21 protein-coding genes and 1 tRNA gene are annotated in these 18,628 nt (G+C 71.1%); 7 read left to right on the top strand and 15 right to left on the bottom strand.

All coding sequences use genetic code 11. The annotated features are described in order from the left end of the window. Positions 1-24: 24 nt before the first annotated feature. The 4 genes from ACVW2K_RS12540 to ACVW2K_RS12525 form a co-directional block, all read right to left on the bottom strand. Complete coding sequence (locus ACVW2K_RS12540) at positions 25-1,365, bottom strand: SRPBCC family protein (protein ID WP_457202747.1); 1,341 nt, start codon at positions 1,363-1,365, stop codon at positions 25-27. A 6-nt stretch (positions 1,366-1,371) separates the two neighbouring features. Continuing rightward, positions 1,372-2,421, bottom strand: coding sequence for a histone H1-like repetitive region-containing protein (locus ACVW2K_RS12535; protein ID WP_457202746.1), 1,050 nt, complete (start codon positions 2,419-2,421; stop codon positions 1,372-1,374). A gap of 148 nt (positions 2,422-2,569) precedes the next feature. Further along, the gene (locus ACVW2K_RS12530) at positions 2,570-2,728 is read right to left on the bottom strand and encodes a hypothetical protein (protein WP_457202745.1); all 159 of its coding nucleotides are present in this window, start codon (positions 2,726-2,728) and stop codon (positions 2,570-2,572) included. After that, positions 2,706-3,389: a hypothetical protein gene (locus ACVW2K_RS12525; RefSeq protein ID WP_457202744.1), complete on the bottom strand. Its 684-nt coding sequence runs from the start codon at positions 3,387-3,389 to the stop codon at positions 2,706-2,708. The genes ACVW2K_RS12530 and ACVW2K_RS12525 overlap by 23 nt, the downstream gene beginning before the upstream one ends. 175 nt (positions 3,390-3,564) lie before the next feature. Here ACVW2K_RS12525 and ACVW2K_RS12520 point away from each other — a divergent pair, with 175 nt between their 5' ends. From ACVW2K_RS12520 to ACVW2K_RS12510, 3 genes are all read left to right on the top strand, one after another. Next, a complete protein-coding gene (locus tag ACVW2K_RS12520; RefSeq protein ID WP_457202743.1) occupies positions 3,565-3,852 on the top strand; it encodes a hypothetical protein in 288 nt (95 codons plus the stop codon). Positions 3,853-4,431: 579 nt separating this feature from the next. Next, a complete protein-coding gene (locus ACVW2K_RS12515) occupies positions 4,432-4,713 on the top strand; it encodes a GlsB/YeaQ/YmgE family stress response membrane protein (protein ID WP_028637695.1) in 282 nt (93 codons plus the stop codon). 175 nt (positions 4,714-4,888) lie between these two features. Then, a complete protein-coding gene (locus ACVW2K_RS12510) occupies positions 4,889-5,374 on the top strand; it encodes a hypothetical protein (protein WP_457202742.1) in 486 nt (161 codons plus the stop codon). A gap of 94 nt (positions 5,375-5,468) precedes the next feature. On the opposite strand, the gene ACVW2K_RS12505 is transcribed toward ACVW2K_RS12510, so the two are convergent. The 10 genes from ACVW2K_RS12505 to ACVW2K_RS12460 form a co-directional block, all read right to left on the bottom strand. Then, a tRNA-Asn gene (locus ACVW2K_RS12505) sits at positions 5,469-5,541 on the bottom strand. A 131-nt stretch (positions 5,542-5,672) separates the two neighbouring features. Continuing rightward, positions 5,673-6,185, bottom strand: coding sequence for a hypothetical protein (locus ACVW2K_RS12500; protein ID WP_051549256.1), 513 nt, complete (start codon positions 6,183-6,185; stop codon positions 5,673-5,675). Beyond that, positions 6,185-8,041: a DNA primase gene (dnaG, locus tag ACVW2K_RS12495; RefSeq protein ID WP_457202741.1), complete on the bottom strand. Its 1,857-nt coding sequence runs from the start codon at positions 8,039-8,041 to the stop codon at positions 6,185-6,187. The genes ACVW2K_RS12500 and dnaG overlap by 1 nt, the downstream gene beginning before the upstream one ends. 80 nt (positions 8,042-8,121) lie before the next feature. After that, on the bottom strand, positions 8,122-9,036 hold the full coding sequence (locus ACVW2K_RS12490) for a 2-hydroxyacid dehydrogenase (protein ID WP_457202740.1): 915 nt from the start codon (positions 9,034-9,036) through the stop codon (positions 8,122-8,124). Further along, positions 9,033-10,289 (bottom strand): deoxyguanosinetriphosphate triphosphohydrolase, encoded by a 1,257-nt coding sequence (locus ACVW2K_RS12485; RefSeq protein ID WP_457202739.1) that lies wholly within the window; start codon positions 10,287-10,289, stop codon positions 9,033-9,035. Before ACVW2K_RS12485 ends, ACVW2K_RS12490 begins: the two co-directional genes overlap by 4 nt. 40 nt (positions 10,290-10,329) lie before the next feature. After that, complete coding sequence (locus ACVW2K_RS12480; protein WP_457202738.1) at positions 10,330-11,202, bottom strand: mucin-2 protein; 873 nt, start codon at positions 11,200-11,202, stop codon at positions 10,330-10,332. A gap of 147 nt (positions 11,203-11,349) precedes the next feature. Continuing rightward, entirely contained in the window at positions 11,350-12,489 is a 1,140-nt protein-coding gene (dusB, locus tag ACVW2K_RS12475) for a tRNA dihydrouridine synthase DusB (protein WP_457202737.1), read from the bottom strand. A gap of 12 nt (positions 12,490-12,501) precedes the next feature. Then, entirely contained in the window at positions 12,502-13,179 is a 678-nt protein-coding gene (locus ACVW2K_RS12470) for a hypothetical protein (protein ID WP_457202736.1), read from the bottom strand. Continuing rightward, entirely contained in the window at positions 13,173-14,573 is a 1,401-nt protein-coding gene (locus ACVW2K_RS12465) for a glycine--tRNA ligase (RefSeq protein ID WP_457202735.1), read from the bottom strand. The genes ACVW2K_RS12470 and ACVW2K_RS12465 overlap by 7 nt, the downstream gene beginning before the upstream one ends. 38 nt (positions 14,574-14,611) lie before the next feature. Further along, complete coding sequence (locus ACVW2K_RS12460) at positions 14,612-14,932, bottom strand: antibiotic biosynthesis monooxygenase family protein (RefSeq protein ID WP_457202734.1); 321 nt, start codon at positions 14,930-14,932, stop codon at positions 14,612-14,614. A 59-nt stretch (positions 14,933-14,991) separates the two neighbouring features. Between ACVW2K_RS12460 and ACVW2K_RS12455 the strand changes: the two genes are divergently transcribed. The 4 genes from ACVW2K_RS12455 to ACVW2K_RS12440 are packed head-to-tail and all read left to right on the top strand — an operon-like array spanning position 14,992 to position 18,076. Continuing rightward, the gene (locus ACVW2K_RS12455; protein WP_457202733.1) at positions 14,992-15,888 is read left to right on the top strand and encodes a metal ABC transporter substrate-binding protein; all 897 of its coding nucleotides are present in this window, start codon (positions 14,992-14,994) and stop codon (positions 15,886-15,888) included. Continuing rightward, positions 15,881-16,681 (top strand): metal ABC transporter ATP-binding protein, encoded by an 801-nt coding sequence (locus ACVW2K_RS12450; RefSeq protein ID WP_231496210.1) that lies wholly within the window; start codon positions 15,881-15,883, stop codon positions 16,679-16,681. The genes ACVW2K_RS12455 and ACVW2K_RS12450 overlap by 8 nt, the downstream gene beginning before the upstream one ends. After that, positions 16,678-17,685 carry a metal ABC transporter permease gene (locus tag ACVW2K_RS12445; RefSeq protein WP_457202732.1) on the top strand — a complete coding sequence of 336 codons (1,008 nt, stop codon included), beginning with the start codon at positions 16,678-16,680 and terminating at the stop codon, positions 17,683-17,685. The genes ACVW2K_RS12450 and ACVW2K_RS12445 overlap by 4 nt, the downstream gene beginning before the upstream one ends. Continuing rightward, the gene (locus ACVW2K_RS12440) at positions 17,672-18,076 is read left to right on the top strand and encodes a Fur family transcriptional regulator (RefSeq protein WP_457202731.1); all 405 of its coding nucleotides are present in this window, start codon (positions 17,672-17,674) and stop codon (positions 18,074-18,076) included. Before ACVW2K_RS12445 ends, ACVW2K_RS12440 begins: the two co-directional genes overlap by 14 nt. Positions 18,077-18,161: 85 nt before the next feature. Here the strand turns inward: ACVW2K_RS12440 and ACVW2K_RS12435 are convergent, their stop codons facing one another. Further along, complete coding sequence (locus ACVW2K_RS12435; RefSeq protein ID WP_457202730.1) at positions 18,162-18,572, bottom strand: ArsI/CadI family heavy metal resistance metalloenzyme; 411 nt, start codon at positions 18,570-18,572, stop codon at positions 18,162-18,164. Positions 18,573-18,628: the final 56 nt, after the last annotated feature.

Raw genomic sequence — 18,628 nt, 5'->3', positions numbered from 1 at the left:
GGGTTGCCTCCTTGGTTCGGTCAGTCAGCTCGCGCGCTTGCGGCGCGAGCGCGGCCTCGGGGCCTCTTCCTCGTCCTGCTCCGCTCCCTCGTCCTCCGCGTCGCCCTCATCGGGCTCGGACTCCTCGTACTCGTCCTCCGCCTCGTCGTCGGCGTAGTCGTCCTCGGCCTCGGGCTCGTCCTCGGCGCCCTCGTCGTCCTCGGCCTCCTCGTCCTCGGCTCCCTCGTCCTCGGCGCCCTCGTCGTCGGCCTCCTCGTCCGCGTACTCCTCGTCCGCGTACTCGTCCTCGGCGCCCTCGTCGTCCTCGGCTCCCTCGTCCTCGGCGCCCTGGTCGTCCTCGGCCTCGTCGTCCGCGTACTCGTCCTCGGCCTCGTCGTCGGCGTACTCGTCCTCGGGTTCGTCCTCGCCGTCCTCGGACTCCTCTTCCGAGTACTCGTCCTCGGGTTCGCCGTCCTCCTCGGCCCCCTCGTCGGACTCGTCCTCGTAGTCGTCCTCGGGCTCGTCCTCGTACTCCTCGGAGTCGCCCCCTTCGGACTGCTCGTCCTGGTCGGCCTGCTCTTCCTCGAGGGCTTCCTCGTGGCTCTGGACGACCTCGCCGTCCTCGATCGTGCCGCGCCAGCCCTCGACCTCGTCGGGGTCCAGGATGGTGCGCGTCATGACGTGACGCTGGAAGTGCTTGAGCTCGACGCGGGCACGCCGGCCCTGGGCACGCCACAGGTTTCCGGTCCGTTCGAACAAGCCCTGGGGGTAGTACTCGAGCACGACGATGATCCGGGTCAGGTTCGGACCGAGCTCGTGGAAGGTCACCGCGCCGTCGACGTGACCCTTGTCGCCCTTGGAGCGCCACACGATGCGCTCGTCAGGAACCTGCTCGAGGATGGTCGCCTCCCAGTTGCGGTGCGACCAGAAGATCTGGGCCTTCCACTCGATCTTGTTGTCCTCTTCGGCGTCGACGTTCTCGACCTTCTTCATGAAGGTCGGGAACCCGCCGAACTCGGTCCACTGGTTGTACGCCACACGCACGGGGGCGCCGACATCGACCTGCTCGATGATGTTCGTCGCCTTCGTGGCCTTCGGGGAGCCACCGCCCGAGCCGCTGGAGCCGCCACCGAGACCGGGGATCTTGTCCTTCACCGCCGACGCCGCGCCCTTCAAGGCGCCCTTCACCGGGCCCTCGCCCTTCGCTGTCGACTTCGCCGATCCCAGCGCTGCCTTCGCGGACGGGTTGCCGGTTGCGACGTCCTCCAGCTTGTCGGTGAGCCCGGTCAGCTTGTCGCCGACCGTGCTCAGCGCCTTCTCGCTCAGAGTCGAGAACAGGTCCCCGGAGGCCGACTTCAGCCGGCCGCTGCCACCACTGCTAGCCATGCCCGATCACCGCCCCGACCGCGAGCTCGAGGTCTTCTTCGCCGTCGACCGCTTCGACGCGGTCTTCTTGGCCGGTGCCTTCTTGGCCGGCGCCTTTCGCGCGGTGGTCTTCTTCGCCGGAGCCTTCTTGGCGGCGGCCTTCTTCGTCGTCGAACCCGACTGCGAGCCCGAGGAAGAGGACGTCTTCTTCGCGGCGGCCTTCTTCGCCGGCGCCTTCTTGGCGGTGGAGCTCGACGGTGACTTCTTCGCGGTCGAGCTCGACGAGGACGCCTTCTTCGCCGGTGCCTTCTTGGCGGTGGAGCTCGACGCAGACTTCCGCGCGGTCGAGCTCGACGACGACGCCTTCTTCGCCGGGGCCGTCTTGGCGGCGGCCTTCTTCGCCGGAGCCTTGCGCGGCGACCTGGACAAGCGGCGACGCCGCTGGGGCTGCTCTTCCTCCGTGTCGTCCGGCTCGGCCTCGCCCTCGTCCTCCGGCTCTTCGTCGGCCTCGTCCTCCGGCTGCTCCTCCGGCTGGTCGTCGGCCTCGTCGTCGGCCTCGTCGTCGGCCTCGTCGTCGGCCTCGTCGTCGGCCTCGTCCTCCGGCGCGTCCTCGTCCTCGTACTCGTCGTCAGCCTCGTCGTCGGGCTCGTCGGGCTCGTCGTCAGCCTCGTCCTCGTCCTGGTACTCGTCTTCTGACTCGTCTTCGGACTCGTCTTCGGGCTCGTCTTCGGGCTCGTCGTCCTGGTACTCGTCGTCGTACTCGTCCTCAGCCGAGTCCTCGTCGGACTTCCGCGACTGCAGCGACTTCGTCAACGATTCGACACGCGATGCGGCAGCAACAAGCGCGGCTTCGCGGGCGACCTCTGCCAGGCGCCCCGTGAGCTGGCCCTGGAGCTCCTTGAACTGCGGGTTGCCCGACAGCAGCTTCTGGCCCTGCGACAACAGCTCCTGGCGTTGCGTGGACAGTCGTTTTCCGGCGAGCGCGCCGGCGAGCATCATGGCCAGGCGCATCTTCTTGGTCCGGCCGAGCAGGTATCCGCCGGCTACACCGGCAGCAATCTTCGTATTGGCAGACATCTAGTACAGCCGCGATGCCACCCCTCCCGAGCAACACGTCGCGACTCCTCCCTGACCATCGCGGTACCCGCGGTCTAGGCCACTAAACCGCGAAAGGTCGAGGGCACCCCTACGGGTGACCTGCGTTGTCGACCCGCAGCCCATGCGCTCAGGTACCAGACGGATCAGGGTCTTCGGGCCCGCCGTCGGTCGAGTCGGCAGGTGCTTCCTCGGGGTGCGCGGGGTTGTAGCCGAGCTCCTCGACGACCTCGTCGAAGAGTGGCTCGTCGTTCTCGGGCAGCGCGTCAGGGTTGGTCGGGGTGGTCATGTTCGAACCTCGCTGTCATCTCGTCCGCCACTCCCGCAGGCTCGCCTGAACGATCTGCACCCTCTCGCAGGCCTGTTTCGTTCAGCGCCTCGCGGAACACCTCCAACGAGTCCTCGCGAAGGAGAGCATGCAGCAGCACGACGTCGCCGCGCGACAAGCCTCGCTCGACGACAGGGCGCACCACGTCAAGATCCACGCCGGCGGAGAGCACCATCAACGTCGACCGAGGCGGCGCAGTCAGCGACCGTGCCTTCTGCAGGAACTCCACCTCCACGCCCGTCCCTGCAAGGGCGTCAGCGACGCGAGCGAACTCGTCTTCGAGCCTCTCCGGGCCGAGCAGCACCCGAGCCAGACCGATGAGGGCGGCGCCGAGCGGCCCTGAGGAGCGGGGGGAGCCGGTCTGCCGAAGCTGGCCGATCCAGGGGCGGTGGCTCCCGGGCACCCACATCGCGGTGACTGCGTCGATCGGAGAGACGGAGCCGCTGCGCACCAGCTCGCCGAACCGCAACGTCCCGGCCGCGGCGGCGCGCGGAGTGTCGTAGCTCCACACCGTCAACGACGGGCGCGACCTCCAGGCTCCGTCGTTCGCCGAGCCGCCGGCCATTGCCCCGTGGCTCCGCTCCTGGTCGCTGGGCCGCCCCGTCGGTAGGTCGGCGCTCATCTCCTGCTGCTCCTCCCTGCCCAGCCGCGGCGCCGGACCCCGGCTGTGCATCCTCAACTCACCAGTACCCGTCTGCCCACCCGAGAAGCGCACGTCGGCCGGGCAGGGTGATCTGGGGGGCATCCCTTTCATGGCGAGCGGGTACGTCATCAGATCCGATCGGGAGCGGAAGAACGTGGAGGGAGACACGATGGCGAACAACGGTGGAAACGGTGGCGGCAACGGCGGCAACGGCGGCAACCAGGGCGGGATGGATTCGCGGGCGCGGCTCGTCGACCTGCTGCTCGAGAAGATCGCTGCAGACCCCTACCCCTCGGGAACGATGATGGACCTCGTCGAGGAGCTGCTGCTGCCCGACGACGTGCCCGCGTATGCGGCGGTGCTCATGGAGAAGGTCCGCGGCGACGCGTTCCCGAGCGTGCCGATGATGAAGCGGCTCGTCGACCTCACCGAACCCGCGTGAGGGGGAGACCATGCGAGCGTTGCGGTGGACCGCAGCAAGTCTGCTCGGGCTACTCGGAGGGCTGCTGGGCCTGGTAGGGGCGCTGCTGTGCGTCACCTTGATCCTGCTGCCCCTGGGGATCCCCATCCTCTTCCTGTCCCGCAGGCTGTTCCAGACCGCTGGGCAGCTGGTCGTTCCTCGCGAGGTACGACACCCCGTCAAGGGGATCCAGGAACGCAGCTCGGCGTCGGCGAAGTCAGCGAGGAAGTCGGCCAAGACCAAGCGCCGCAAGGGCGCAAAGCGCGCGGCCGAGACCATGGGGTCGGCGACCGCCGGCGTCCGGGGCGGCGCCAAGGAACGCGAAGAACGTCCTCGTCGACGCCGCCACCACGGCGCGCGAGAAGACACCCGTGCCTGGGCGCCGGTCGCGGATGGACAGGGTGCGCCACAAGCTGCACCTCGCGTGACCGCCGCCGGTCCACCGGCCACGTCCCCAGTCCTCGGCCCCACTACCAACGCGCATTCCGTTCGACGGAGCCGGGTACAGAGCCCTACAGGAGAGGCCGACGACACCCCGTCGGCCCGGGAGGGAGAATCGCCATGGAGATCATCGGCGTCATCGTCGCTGGCATCATCATCGGCCTGCTCGGAAAGTTCGTCGCCCCCGGCGACAGGGACAACATCCCGCTGTGGCTCACGATCGTGTGCGGCATTGGCGGAGTTGTCATCGGCTGGTACATCTACACCGCCTTCGGCGGCAACGGCACCTCTGGTGTCGACTGGGTCCGCTGGATCGTCGCCATCGCGTGCGCGGCCGTGCTGGTCATGGTCGCCTCGGCGATCACCGGCAACAACAAGAAGTCGGGACTCCTGCACCGCTGAGCCCCGGGGGCTCACCGATCCTCCCTCCGGTGGGTTCCCGGTCCTCCGGAGAACCCACCGGAGGAGCGACCACGCGCCGAGGGAACCCCGGCCCGCAGCATGCCGTGCATGCCTGGGCCGGACAGTGGGAGGACGAGCAGGAGTAGTCCGTCCTCGAACGGGCACGTCAGAGGTGATGACCCTGACGGCCGGCGGTCACCGCCGCCGCGTCGCAGTGGAAGCGCCCGACCGGGCGCTCACGTCGGGGAGGGAGAACCAAGAAATGATGGAGCTCAGAAGTCAGGTCAGCGGCCTCACGAACCGGGCAAAGCCCGTGACCGACAAGGCACGACCGCTTGCCGAGAAGGCCAAACCAGTTCTCGGGAGGGCCAAGCCCGTCACCGACGCGGTCCGGAGCGTCGGAGACCGGGGGCGGTGGGCTGCGCGGGGCGCGTCGCTGGCCGCGAAGATGAAGGCGACGAGGATGGTGTGGTTCCCGCCCGACGGAGTGGACGTGGCCGCCCGCGCCACCGGCGCGGCGACGCGGACCGCGAAGACGGCGGCGAAGAAGTCGGCCGGCGGCGCCAAGAAGTCGACCCGCCCCGCGCGGAAGACGGCCAAGACGGCCAAGACCACGGCCAGGAAGGCGAGCGTCGCGAAGAAGACCGCCAGGTCGTCGTAGCGACCACCGAGGGCGCGGCCAGCGACCGCGTGGACGACAACGTCGAACGGCCTGACCAGCGAACTCGATCGTCGCAGGTCAGGCCGTTCTTCTGCTCCCCCGGTTGGACTCGAACCAACAACCCTCCGGTTAACAGCCGAATGCTCTGCCAGTTGAGCTACAGGGGATCGGTGCAGCCCGCACAGGTTAGCAATCCGGGTCCGTCAGGAAAAATCGAGGTCAGCCGTGTCGGTCGAGGCACTCGGCTCGGCCCGGCGCGGCAGCGTGGTCCTTGGCGACCTGTCCCGAAACCACGCCTTCAGGGCATGCCCACCTCGGCGCGGGCGGCCGCAAGGGCCTCCTCGGCGGCCTTGCGCACGGCGGGGTCGTCGGGGTCGATGCCGGCGTCGAACTCGTAGATCCAGCTGATGGGGCGGTCACCGTGCGGCGCCCGGCGAGCGACCACGCGGAGTCCGCGGCGGCCGTTGATCGGGACGTGCCGCTGGAGGACGACGCTGGCGGTGACCCGCTCGCGGACCAGCTCCAGCAGCAGGCCCGGCTCGGCCAGCGTGAACACGTGCTCGGGGCGCTGCTCGCCCCAGGTGCCGACCTCGCTGACCCGGAGCGTGCCGGTCTCGGCGTCCCAGTCGGCCGCCTGCACGTCCTCCCACGGGATGCGCAGCGTCTCCTCCAGGGCCAGGGAGGCGCCGAGGTTGCGTACGACGTAGAGCGCGTCGCGCGTCCCGCCGAGGTGCGCCTCCTCGGCGACCGCGTCGGCGAGCAGCTTCTCCCCTCGCTCCACCCGGATCGGGGACCGGCGGCGCAGCCCCATCAGGCCGGCCCCGTGAGCCGGTCCCGCAGCGCCCGGCGGTGCGCCTCGAGGGCGGCGAGCTCGCCGAACATCCGGTTGAACTCGTCGGGGTGCTCGACCGGGTTGGTGCGCTGGAGCTTCGACTTGATGTCGCCGATGCGACGGGCGGCGGTGAGCTCCTGGAGCCGGACCAGGTGCTGGGTCACGTACGCCGCGTCGGGCTCCATGAGCAGCGGCTCGACCCCGAGCGCGCTGATCGCGGACGAGACGGCGGGGTTCGCCGCGGCGTCCCGGAGCTTCGTCGCCCAGCCGGGGTCGCCCACGCCGGCGCCCGGGCCGCCGGCGGCGACGACCAGCTCCCACACAGCACGGTACGTCGGGTGCGTGAAGTCATTCGCCCCGATCTCGGACGTGAGCCGGCCGATCGTCATCGGGTGCTGGATGACCAGCTTCAGCGTCTCCCGCTCGGTCGAGAAGCGCGGGTCGTGCAGGTCGGGGACGTTCGATCGCGGAGCCGGCGTCGCCTCGGGCGTGCGGACGTCCGGACCGGGCCGGCGGTTCGCTGCCCGGCGTACCTCGTCCCGGACATCGTCGATGTCGAGACCGATCAGGCCGGCCAGCGCTCGAGTGAAGGCCTCGACTTTGGACTTGTCCCGGATGCTCGACACCAGTAGGGCGCCTTCGCGGAGGGCGTCCGCTCGACCGTCGGCCCGGTCGAGGTCGTAGTTGCGAACGACGTTGGAGAGCACGAAGCGGTAGAGCGGCACGCGCCGGGCCACCAACTCGCGGACCGCGGCGTCGCCCTTCTTGATCCGCAGGTCGCACGGGTCCAAGCCGTCCGGCTCCACCGCGACGTAGGTCTGGGACACGAAGTTCTGGTCGCCGCCGAAGGCCTTCAGCGCTGCTCGCTGCCCGGCCGCGTCGCCGTCGAACGTGAAGATGATCTCGCCCTTCGTGACTCGATCGTCTCCGAGGAACCGGCGCAGCACCCGCGAGTGGTCGTCGCCGAACGCCGTGCCGCAGGTGGCGACCGCCGTGCCGACCCCGGAGAGGTGGCAGGCCATCACGTCGGTGTAGCCCTCGACGATCACCGCCTGCGACGAGCGACCGATCTCCCGCCGGGCGAGGTCGATCCCGTAGAGCACGTGGCTCTTCTTGTAGATCGGCGTCTCGGAGGTGTTGAGGTACTTCGCCTCGACGCGGTCGTCCTCGAAGAGCCTCCGGGCGCCGAACCCGATCGTCTCGCCGCTGGACTCGCGGATCGGCCAGAGCAACCGGCCGCGGAAGCGGTCGTAGCCCGACGGGCCGATCAGGCCGCCCACGGTCATCTCCTCGACGCTGAAGCCTCGGCCGCGCAGGTGCTGGCTGAGGGCGCGGCCGTCGTTCGGGGCGAACCCGATGCCGAAGGTCTCCGCCGCGGCCTGGTCGAAGCCGCGCTCCGCCAGGAACTGCCGGCCGGCCAGCCCGTCCGGCGTGCCGAGCCGCTCGGCGTAGTACTCCTGCGCGACCTCGTGCGCCTCGAGCAGCCGCCGTCGCGACGGGCCCTTGGGCCGCTCGGTCGGGAAGGTGTCGTCCTCGCGTCGGAGCTGGACGCCGTACTTGTCGGCCAGCCGCTCGACCGCCTCGGCGAAGCTGAGGCCGTCGATCTTGATCAGGAACGTGATGACGTCCCCGCCCTCACCGCAGCCGAAGCAGTGGAAGAACCCCCGGGCCGGGTTGACGTTGAACGACGGCGACTTCTCGTCGTGGAACGGGCACAGCCCCTTCTGCGAGCCGCCGCCGGCGTTGCGGAGCGTGACGTACTGCCCGATGACGTCGTCGATGCGCGCCTTCTCGCGCACCGTCGCGATGTCCTCCTCGCGGATCCGTCCTGCCACGTCGCGGAGTCTATGTCCAGGTCTCGACACGCCGGTCGCTCGCTCCACCACCGACAGCGGATCCGCTGGCAGGTCTCCGCTCAGTAGGCGCCGGACATGACGTTCACCAGGTCCTCGCCGGCCGCGTAGCGGCGCAGCTGGTCGCGGACCAGGCGGTGCGCCCGGGGCCACATCGCGCTGCTCGCGCCACCGACGTGGGGCGACACGAGCAGGTTCGGCGCGTCCCACAGCGGGTGGTCCTCGGGCAGCGGCTCCTCCTCGGCCACGTCCGTCGCGTAGTGCAGGCGGCCGGTGTGGAGCGCATCGACGACCGCTGCCGTGTCGACGACCGCGCCGCGGGCGACGTTCACCAGCAGCGCGCCGTCCTTCAGGGCGCCGAGGAACCGCGCGTCCACGAGGCCGCGCGTCTCCTCGGTGAGGGGTACGACGAGCACCACGACGTCCGCCTCGGGCAGCAGGGCGGGCAGCTCGGTGATCGCGTGCACGCCGTCGCGGGCGCTGCGGGCGACGCGCACGACCTCGACCTCGAACGCCAGCAGCCGCCGCTCGACGGCCGCACCGACCGCGCCGTACCCGACGATCACGACCCGCTTGTCCGCGAGCGCGGGGTGCCAGCCGGTCCGCCAGCGGTGCCGGTCCTGGTCGCGCACGAAGCCGGGCACCCCGCGCAGGCTCGCGAGGACCAGGGTCACCGCGAGCTCGGCGGTCGAGGTGTCGTGGATGCCGCGGCCGTTGCACAGCAGCACGCCGTCCGGGATCGCGCCGCGGAGGTTGTCCACGCCGGCGGTCATCGTCTGCACGACCTCGAGCGACGTCATCCGGGGCAGGACCTCGGCCACGCGCGCCCCGACCTGGTACGGCGGCACGTAGAACCGCACCTCCCCGACGGAGTCGGGCACCCGCTCGGTCGGGTCGACCACCTCGTAGCGCAGGCCGGCGGGCGGGTCCCCCAGCTCGGCGGGGTCGAACGGCAGCCAGACCAGCGGGTCGCTCATGCCCGCCCCCGCAGCGCGGCGTGCCACGCGACCGCACTCTGGTCAGTGAGGGAGGCGACCTGGTCGACGACGACGCGCAGCCGGTCCGCGTCGTCCGCGGCGACCGACCAGTCGTCGGCGAACTGCCGCTCCATCGCGTCCGGGCCGCGGTGCGCGAGCAGTGCGACCAGCTCGGCGAGCAGCTCGCGCTGGCGCTCCATCAACGCGACGCGGTCGTCGGCACGCATCACGTAGTGGGCCGCGATGCCCTTGAGCACGGCGATCTCGAGCCGGGTCTCCTCGGGCACGACGAGATCGGCGGCGTACCGCACGAACGGGCCGTCGCCCGCGGCGAACGTCGCGTGCTGCACCGCCCCGCAGAACCGGCCGATGAGGTCACTGGTGAGGTTCTTGAGCGCGGCGAGCGAGCGCCGGCCCCCGTCGTACGGCGTCTGCGGCCAGCTGCCGACGCTCCGGAGCCCGGCAAGGGTCTTGTCGAGCACGTCGTCGCCGGCGTCCGGGAGATACCAGTCGCGGACCGTCTGCCAGACGGCCGCCTCGTCGAGCGCGGTGAGGTCGACGCGCTCGGCGGCCACGCCGTCCTCGACGTCGTGCACCGAGTACGCCACGTCGTCGGCGAGGTCCATCACCTGCGCCTCGAGGCACTGGCGGCTGCCGTCGGCGCCGCGGCGCATCCAGTCGAAGACCGGCCGGTCGTCGTCGTACACCCCGAACTTCACGACGAACCGCGGCGACCCGTCGGCGTGCACGCCCTGCGGCTCCTCGGCCTCGGAACGGGGCCACGGGTACTTGGTGCACGCGTCGAGGGTGGCGCGGGTCAGGTTGAGACCGGCGCCGTCGGTCTTGGCCTCCAGGCGGGTCAGGATCCGCAGGGTCTGGGCGTTGCCCTCGAACCCGCCGCACGCCTCACCCAGCTCGGCCAGCACCCGCTCGCCGTTGTGCCCGAACGGCGGGTGGCCGAGGTCGTGCGCGAGCGCGGCGGTCTCCGCGATGTCGGGCTGGCTGCCCAGCGCCCGGGAGAGGTCCCGGGCGATCTGGGCGACCTCGAGGCTGTGGGTGAGCCGGTTCCGGACGAAGTCGTCGGCCTGCGGCCCCATCACCTGGGTCTTGGCCGCCAGCCGTCGCGACGCCGCCGCGTGCACGACCCGCGCGCGGTCGCGCTCGAACGGCGTGCGCACCGGTGCGTCGACCCGCTTGGGGGGCTCCTCGACGAGGCGCTCGCGCGCGGCGTCGTCGTACCGGTCGTGGCTCATCGGACCAGAGCCTAGGCGCACGCTCCGCCAGTCGGTCGGGTCAGTACGTCGAGACGTGCACGTGGTCCATGTGGTTCGCCGTCGGCGAGCCGTGGTCGCCGTAGGCACGCCAGCCCTCGGAGGCCCGCACCGGCGTCCAGATCTGGTCCCACCAGATGACGTCGTAGAGGTGCAGCTCGGAGGCGTGCGACTGGAGGTACGCCGCGATCGTGTCGCCGAGCGCCTTGTCGCTGGTCATGATGTCCAGCGCCTTGCCGGAGGCGTGCTCACCGTGCGCGTCCCACCCGCCGTACGACGTGATCTGCGGGAACGCGTGGCACACCGAGCGGTAGACGTAGACGGCGTTGGAGGTCAGCCCGTTCTCGACACTGGAGTCCGGGCACGGGGCCATCGACAGGCCGCCGGCCGCGGTGGCGGTGGCGGTGGCGGTGGCGGCGGCGGGCTTGTCCTCCGAGAGGTAGCCGGCGGTGACCCAGCGGGACTCGCCCTGCCAGACGATCTCGACCCGGTCGGCGGTCTTCCGGCCGGTGACGAGCACGTGCTTGCCCGCCTCGAGCTCGCCGACCTCGGTGGCGTCGTCGCCGGCGTCGGACCACAGGTTGAGGAGCGTGGTGGTCCAGAGCTTCTCGTCGGCTCCGGCCACGGCACGCTGCGTCAGCACGCTGGGCTTGAGCCGGAGCTGCTGCGCCTCCTCCAGGCGCGAGCCGCTGCGCGAGACGGTCTCCCGTGCGTGGGAGACGCCGGCGAGGTCGGCGGACGTGTCCTGGGCGAGCAGGGTGGACTCGGGGCTGGCGGAGAGCACGCCCACCGTGACGGCGGAAGCGGTCGCCAGGACGGCGAGCGAGCCGGCCACCAGGGCGGCACGGGGCTTGCGGCGGGCATTGGTGTCCCGCTTGTGGCGATGATCTGCCACAGCGCTGATCCTTTGCTGTTGCTGTCGGGGGATGTCCTCGCCAGCGACTCCCCGAGAAAGGTCACGGAACGGCAACGACCGCCCGAGTCAACCACAGCCGGGGTCGAGGGTCCGCATCACGGGTGGCGAACGGGAACGTGTTCCCGCTCACCCGCCGCTGGTCTCGGAGGCGTCCTCATGGACGTGGCAGCCGCTGCCGTCGGCGTCGTCGAGCCAGCCCTCGGGCAGCACGACCCGCTCGCGCGGCGACCCCTGGCGGCCGCGTGGGGCGCCGAGCTCGGCGACCGGGAACGGCTCGTCCGGGTCCAGCTCGGCGAGCAGCCGGTCCAGCGCGGAGAGGCTGTCGACCAGGCCGAGCGAGCGGCGCATCTCGCCGCCGGCCGCGAAGCCCTTGAGGTACCAGGACACGTGCTTGCGGAACTCCTTGCAGCCCCGCTCCTCCCCCATGTGCCGGCACAGCAGCTCGGCGTGGCGGCGCATCATCGCGGCCACGTCGCCCAGCGTCGGCAGCGTGGCGACCTGCTCGCCGGCGAAGGCCGCGGCCAGGTCGCGGAAGATCCACGGCCGGCCCAGGCAGCCGCGCCCGACGACGACGCCGGCGGCACCGGTCTGCTCGACCATGCGGATCGCGTCCGCGGCCTCCCAGATGTCACCGTTGCCGAGCACCGGGATCTCGACGTGCGCGACCAGCGCCGCGATCGCGTCCCAGTCGGCGGCACCGGAGTAGGCCTGCGCCACGGTCCTGCCGTGCAGCGCGATCGCCGCGACGCCGCTCTCCTGCGCGATCCGCCCGGCGTCGAGGTACGTCAGGTGGTCGTCGTCGATGCCCGTGCGGGTCTTCATCGTGACCGGCACGTCGTACGGCGTGGCCGCGGCGACGGCGTGCTCGAGGATCTCGGCGAGCAGCCCGCGCTTCCACGGCAGCGCTCCCCCGCCGCCCTTGCGGGTGACCTTGGGCACGGGGCAGCCGAAGTTCAGGTCGATGTGCGCGACGCCGTACTCGGCGCAGAGGATCTCGGCAGCCTTGCCGACGTACGCGGGATCGGTCCCGTAGAGCTGGACCGAGCGGGTGCTCTCGAGCTCGTCGAAGACGAGCATGTCCCGGGTGTGCTGGTCGCCCTCGACGAGGCCGCGGCTGGTGATCATCTCGCACACGTAGAGCCCGGCGCCCTGCTCGGCGCAGAGGCGGCGGTACGCCGCGTTGGTGATGCCCGCCATCGGCGCGAGCACGACCGGCGTGTCGACGCGCAGCGACCCGAGGGCCAGCGAGGTGGGCAGGGCGGGCATGCCCACCATTGTCTAGTGCTTCTCGCTCTTCTTCGAATTCCCGGACTTCTTCGGCTTCGGCGGCGCGTACTTCGTCACGTCGCCGGTCCAGGTGATCGGGTTGAACGTCTCGTCGGGACGGAAGCTGACCGCCACCAGGTCGCCGTGGTTCGGCGCCAGGTAGACCAGGCACACCTTCGCGTCGTCGCCCGGCCCGAACTTCTCCGGCAAGGGCGTGCTCGGGCACGGCTCGAACGAGCTCGCGAACGGCGTCGACTCCAGCAGCACGTTGTCGTCGTTCACCACGTACAGCGGCACCGGGCGCCCGCCGAGGTCCGTGTCGCCGACGTTCTTGATCACCGCGCGCACGTAGAACGGATTCGACTTCTTCTGCTCGTCGCTGAGCTGCCATGCGGAGAAGGCGTCCATGGTCGTCTTCTCGAGCTTCGTGACCTGGATGTCGAGCGCGCCGACCTGGTCCTGCCGCGGCTCGTACGCGACCACCGCGTGGTCGCCCACCGACAGCTGGCTGCCCGGCGGCGTCAGCTCGACACCGGCCGGGACCGGCAGGTACGCCGAGTCGCTGGCCGTCGGGCTCGACGTGCTCGGCGTGCCCGACGTCGCTGCACCGGACGCGTCGCTGCTGTCGCCCGAGCACCCGGCCAGCCCGAGCGCGGCAGCCAGGAGCAGGGCGGCGGTGCGGGTCAGCACCCGACCAGTCGCTCGGCGAAGTACGACGTGACGCCGTCGAGCGAGATCCGCTCCTGGGCCATGGTGTCGCGCTCGCGAACGGTGACCGCGTTGTCGTCGAGGGTCTCGAAGTCGACGGTCACGCAGTACGGCGTACCGACCTCGTCCTGGCGGCGGTAGCGGCGGCCGATCGCGCCCGAGTCGTCGAAGTCGACGTTCCAGCCCGCACCGCGCAACGCCATCGCGAGGTCCCTCGCCTTCGGCGACAGGTCGGCGTTGCGGGACAGCGGGAGCACCGCGACCTTCACGGGCGCGAGACGCGGGTCGAGCTTGAGCACCGTGCGCTTGTCGACGCCGCCCTTGGTGTTCGGAGCCTCGTCCTCGGTGTAGGCGTCCACCAGGAACGTCATCAGGCTGCGCGAGAGGCCCGCGGCCGGCTCGATGACGTACGGCGTGTAGCGCTCGTTGTTGGCCTGGTCGAAGTACGACAGGTCCTGGCCGGAGTGCTTGGAGTGCGTGGACAGGTCGAAGTCGGTGCGGTTGGCGATGCCCTCGAGCTCACCCCACTCCGAGCCGGCGAAGCGGAACCGGTACTCGATGTCGACGGTGCGGGTCGAGTAGTGGCTGAGCTTGTCCTGCGGGTGCTCGTAGTGCCGCAGGTTGACCGGGTCGATGCCGAGGTCGGTGTACCAACGGGTGCGCTCGTCGATCCAGTACTGGTGCCACTCCTTGTCCTCGCCGGGCTTGACGAAGAACTCCATCTCCATCTGCTCGAACTCGCGGGTGCGGAAGATGAAGTTGCCCGGCGTGATCTCGTTGCGGAAGCTCTTGCCGATCTGCGCGATGCCGAAGGGCGGCTTCTGCCGGCTCGAGGTCACGACGTTCGCGAAGTTGATGAAGATGCCCTGCGCGGTCTCCGGGCGCAGGTAGTGCAGGCCGGACTCGTCCTCGACCACGCCGAGGTAGGTCTTCAGCAGCCCGGAGAACTGGCGCGGCTCGGTCCACGCGCCGCGGGTGCCGCAGTTCGGGCAGGCGACGGTGGCGAGGTCGACGTCGTCGGGGTTCGCGATGCCCTTCTTCTCCGCGACCTCCTCCTGGAGGTGGTCCGCACGGAACCGCTTGTGGCACGACTGGCACTCGGTCAGCGGGTCCGAGAACGTGTCGACGTGGCCGCTCGCCTCCCAGACCTGGCGCGGCAGGATGATGCTCGAGTCGAGGCCGACCATGTCGTCGCGCATGGTGACCATGGACTTCCACCACTGGCGCTTGATGTTCTCCTTGAGCTCGACGCCGAGCGGGCCGTAGTCCCAGGCGGAGCGGGTGCCGCCGTAGATCTCGCCGCACGGGTAGACGAAGCCCCGGCGCTTGGCGAGGGACACGACGTTGTCGACGGTGGACGGCGGCGGCTTGGCCACGGTGGCTCCTATGGTCAGCGGTTGGTGCGAGTGAAGGTTCAGCCTATCGACCGGGGCGAGCCGGTGTTGAGGGTGGTGCCCGGGCCTGCGTCCTCGTACGCCGAGGGCTCCTCGATCGCCCGCGACAGGACGGCCACCGCGCGGAGCTTCACGTCGTACGAGGAGAGCGCGCGGCGGTAGCTCCCGACGTTCTCCCACCGCGTGGTGAGGACCCACAGCTCCGGGTCGTCGACGTTGCGGCCGATCTCGCCGCCGGCGTACCCCGTGCACGCGGCCAGCGCCTCGCGCGCCGTCGCCAGGTCGCTGCGGAACGTCTCGCCCTCCGCGGCCGGTACCCGGAACCTGCTCACCACCTGCACCCGGCGATCGTAGCCGACGCACTTGACAATCGTTCTCAACTCCACTGAGAATCGTTCTCATGAAGGCTCTCGTCGCGCTGGCCCTGCCCGGGCTGCTGGCCCTCAGCGGCTGCGCGGCGTTCACCGACGACTCGGTCGGCCTCGACAACGGCGTGCAGGTCGCGGCGGCGTTCTACCCGCTGGCGTACGTCGCGGCGCGGGTCGCCGGCGACGACGCGACCGTCGAGAACCTCACCGCCCCCGGCGGCGAGCCGCACGACCTGGAGCCCACCGTCCGCGAGACCGCCGAGGTGGCCCAGGCCGACCTCGTCGTCTTCGAGCGCGGCTTCCAGCCCGCGGTGGATGACACCGTGGACGAGAACGCCGGGGGCGCGGTGCTCGACGCGGCCGACGTCGTCTCGCTGGTGCCGTTCCGCGACCACGGCGTCGACTCCGACGAGGACGACCCGCACTTCTGGCAGGACCCCCTGCTGCTCGCGGAGGTCGGCGACGCGGTCGCCGACCAGCTGTCCGACATCGATCCCGCCCACGCGGACGACTACGCCGCGAACGCCGGGGCCCTGCGCAGCGACCTGGAGCGGCTCGATCGGGAGTACGCCGCCGGCCTCGCCGACTGTCAGCGCGACACCGTCGTCGTGAGCCACGACGCGTTCGGCTACCTCGAGCGCTACGGGATCGACATGCAGACCATCCTCGGCCTCTCCCCCGACTCCGAGCCGACGCCGGCCGACCTGGCCCGGCTCCAGGACCTGATCCACACCCAGGGCATCACCACGGTGTTCGGGGAGTCGCTGGTGAGCCCGGCGGTCGCGGAGGCGCTGGCCCACGACACCGGCGTGAGGAGCGAGGTGCTGGACCCGATCGAGGGACTCTCCGACCGGACCGCCGGCGAGGACTACCTCTCGCTCATGCACGCGAACCTGCGCGCCCTCGAGGAGGCGAACGGCTGTGGCTGACCCGGTCATCGAGATGAACGACGGCGCCGTCGCGATCGCCGGCCGCCCGATCCTGCGGCACATCGACCTGGCCGTGGCCGCCGGCGAGTTCGTCGCGCTGATGGGCGCGAACGGCTCGGGCAAGTCCACGCTGGTCCGTGCGCTGACCGGGCTGCGCCCGCTCGCGACCGGCTCGCTCCGGCTGTTCGGCACCGCCCTCGACGACTTCCACGACTGGCAGCGGGTCGGGTTCGTCCCGCAGCGCGGCGGCGCCGCGTCCGGCGTACCGGCGTCGGTGTGGGAGGTCGTGGCGTCCGGGCGGCTCACCCGCCGCAAGCTGCTGCGCCCGCTCCGCCGCGCCGACCGGGCGGCGATCGACGACGCGCTCGAGGTGGTCGGGCTCGCGCACCGGGCCCGCGACGGCGTCTCGACGCTCTCGGGTGGCCAGCAGCAGCGGGTGCTGATCGCCCGCGCGCTGGCCGGTGAGCCGGAGCTGTTCTTCCTCGACGAGCCCACCGCCGGTGTCGACCTGCCGAACCAGCAGGTGCTGGCCGACACCCTCGCGACGCTGTCCGGGCGCGGCGCCACGATCGTGCTGGTCGCCCACGAGCTCGGCCCGATGGCGCCGCTGATCGACCGGGCGGTCGTGATGAGGGACGGCCGGGTCGCGTACGACGGCCCGCCGCTGGCCAGCGACCAGGTCGCCACCGCGCACCTCGACCTGCACGACGCCGGCCACCACCACCATCCGGAGCCCGAGCGGCACGACCACGCGCCGCACATCGCGTCGCTCATCGAGGGGGGTCCGGAGTGAGCGAGTACCTCGACCTGCTCGGCCTAGGGTTCATGCAGCGGGCCATCCTCGCGGCGGTCTTCACCGGGCTGGCCGCCCCCGCGGTCGGCACCTACCTCGTGCAGCGCCGGCTGGCGCTGATGGGCGACGGGATCGGCCACGTCGCGGTCACCGGCGTCGCGCTCGGCCTGCTGACCGGCGCCTCCCCGACCTGGACGGCCGTCGGCGTGGCGGTGATCGGCGCGGTCGTGATCGAGGTGATCCGCGAGCGCGGCCACGCGAACGGCGATGTCGCGCTCGCCCTGCTGTTCTACGGCGGCCTCGCCGGCGGCGTGCTGATCACCGGTCTCGCCGGCCAGAGCGGGGCGCGGCTCCAGCAGTACCTGTTCGGCTCGATCACCACGATCTCCGTGGGCGACGTCGGGGTCACGATGGGGCTCGCCGCGGTCGTCGTGGTCGTCTGCGTGGGGTTCGCCCCGCAGCTGTTCGCGGTCGCGCATGACCAGGAGTTCGCGCGGGTGGCGGGGCTCAACATCCGGGCGTACAACCTGCTGGTCGCGGTGCTCGCCGCCGTCAGCGTGACCGTCGCGATGCGGACCGTCGGCCTGCTGCTGGTCTCGGCGCTGATGGTGGTGCCGGTCGCGACCGCCCAGCAGGTCAGCCGGTCGTTCCGCACGACGCTCGGCGCGGCGATGGCGCTCGGCACGCTGGCGTCGGTGGGCGGGCTGCTGCTCTCGGCGTACGCCTCGTTCCACGCGCGGGTCGCGCCCGGCCCGACGATCGTGCTGCTGGCCCTGGCCGGCTTCGTCGTCGCCTGGCCGGTCGGCATCTGGCTGCGGTCCCGCCGTCGGCTGCGGCAGCCGTTCCCGGTCGTGGCGGCGATGGTGCACGACACCATTGACGAGCACCCCCACGACCACGGCGAGGACTGTGGCCACGTCGCCGTCCCCCACGGCGACCACGTCGACTACGTCCACGACGGCCACCGGCACGCGCCGCACGGGAGGCACTATGACGAGCACTGACCCCTCGGGGAGCATGCGGCCCACCCGCCAGCGGCGGGCGGTCGTCGACGCGCTGGCGTCTTTCGACGACTTCCGCTCGGCGCAGGAGATCCACGAGCTGCTCGGCGAGCGGGGCGACCCCGTCGGCCTCGCGACGGTCTACCGGACCCTCCAGCGGCTGGCCGAGGCCGGCGAGGTCGACCTCCTGCGCACGGAGGACGGCGAGGCGATCTACCGCCGCTGCTCGGAGTCCCACCACCACCACCTGGTCTGCCGCGACTGCGGCGCGACCGTGGAGGTGGAGGGTCCGACCGTGGAGCGGTGGACCCGCGCGATCGCGGCCGAGCACGGCTTCGACGACGTCAGCCACACCCTCGAGATCTTCGGCACCTGCGCGAACTGCCGCTCCTAGGCCGGCCATCTCCCGTCGAGTGACGCGAACTGGCTGTCATTTGCCCGAAATCCCAGCCATTTCACGTCACTCGACGGTAAAAGACCTACGCGCAGCAGACCGCGCCCGCGGCCTCGCCGCTCGGCGTCGGGCTGTCCGCGAGGACGGTGTAGATCTCCCAGCGCTCGCCGTTCGGAGCGCCCTCGACCCAGAACTTGTCCTGCTTCGCGTAGCAGCACGTGGTGCCGCGCTCGTCGACGGAGGCGAAGCCGGCCTCGGCCAGGCGGGTCTGCTCGGCGTCGACGGTGTCGGTGTCGACCACCTCGACGCCGAGGTGGTTGATCGAGCCGCCCTGGCCCGGGTTCTCGATCAGCACCAGCTTCAGCGGCGGCTCGGCGACCGCGAAGTTGGCGTAGCCCGGGCGGACCTTCGCCGGCTCGGTGTCGAACAGTTTGGAGTAGAACGCGATCGAGGTGTCGAGGTCGTCGACGTTGAGCGCGAGATGGACACGGGACATGGGGTGCCTCCTAAGACATAGATGAACTTCGATGTACGGATACTGGACCCAGACAT

Source organism: Nocardioides sp. HB32, assembly GCF_054058995.1.
This window is presented reverse-complemented; position numbering and strand designations above follow the sequence as displayed.

Bases quoted from the DNA above. Each gene is read 5' to 3' on its own strand.
- ACVW2K_RS12500 (WP_051549256.1), bottom strand. From the start codon at position 6,185: ATGGGGCTGCGCCGCCGGTCCCCGATCCGGGTGGAGCGAGGGGAGAAG.
- ACVW2K_RS12540 (WP_457202747.1), bottom strand. From the start codon at position 1,365: ATGGCTAGCAGTGGTGGCAGCGGCCGGCTGAAGTCGGCCTCCGGGGAC.
- ACVW2K_RS12440 (WP_457202731.1), top strand. From the start codon at position 17,672: ATGACGAGCACTGACCCCTCGGGGAGCATGCGGCCCACCCGCCAGCGG.
- ACVW2K_RS12535 (WP_457202746.1), bottom strand. From the start codon at position 2,421: ATGTCTGCCAATACGAAGATTGCTGCCGGTGTAGCCGGCGGATACCTG.
- ACVW2K_RS12515 (WP_028637695.1), top strand. From the start codon at position 4,432: ATGGAGATCATCGGCGTCATCGTCGCTGGCATCATCATCGGCCTGCTC.
- ACVW2K_RS12490 (WP_457202740.1), bottom strand. From the start codon at position 9,036: ATGAGCGACCCGCTGGTCTGGCTGCCGTTCGACCCCGCCGAGCTGGGG.
- ACVW2K_RS12530 (WP_457202745.1), bottom strand. From the start codon at position 2,728: ATGACCACCCCGACCAACCCTGACGCGCTGCCCGAGAACGACGAGCCA.
- ACVW2K_RS12435 (WP_457202730.1), bottom strand. From the start codon at position 18,572: ATGTCCCGTGTCCATCTCGCGCTCAACGTCGACGACCTCGACACCTCG.
- dusB (WP_457202737.1), bottom strand. From the start codon at position 12,489: ATGCCCGCCCTGCCCACCTCGCTGGCCCTCGGGTCGCTGCGCGTCGAC.
- ACVW2K_RS12485 (WP_457202739.1), bottom strand. From the start codon at position 10,289: ATGAGCCACGACCGGTACGACGACGCCGCGCGCGAGCGCCTCGTCGAG.
- ACVW2K_RS12510 (WP_457202742.1), top strand. From the start codon at position 4,889: ATGACCCTGACGGCCGGCGGTCACCGCCGCCGCGTCGCAGTGGAAGCG.
- ACVW2K_RS12455 (WP_457202733.1), top strand. From the start codon at position 14,992: ATGAAGGCTCTCGTCGCGCTGGCCCTGCCCGGGCTGCTGGCCCTCAGC.
- ACVW2K_RS12525 (WP_457202744.1), bottom strand. From the start codon at position 3,389: ATGAGCGCCGACCTACCGACGGGGCGGCCCAGCGACCAGGAGCGGAGC.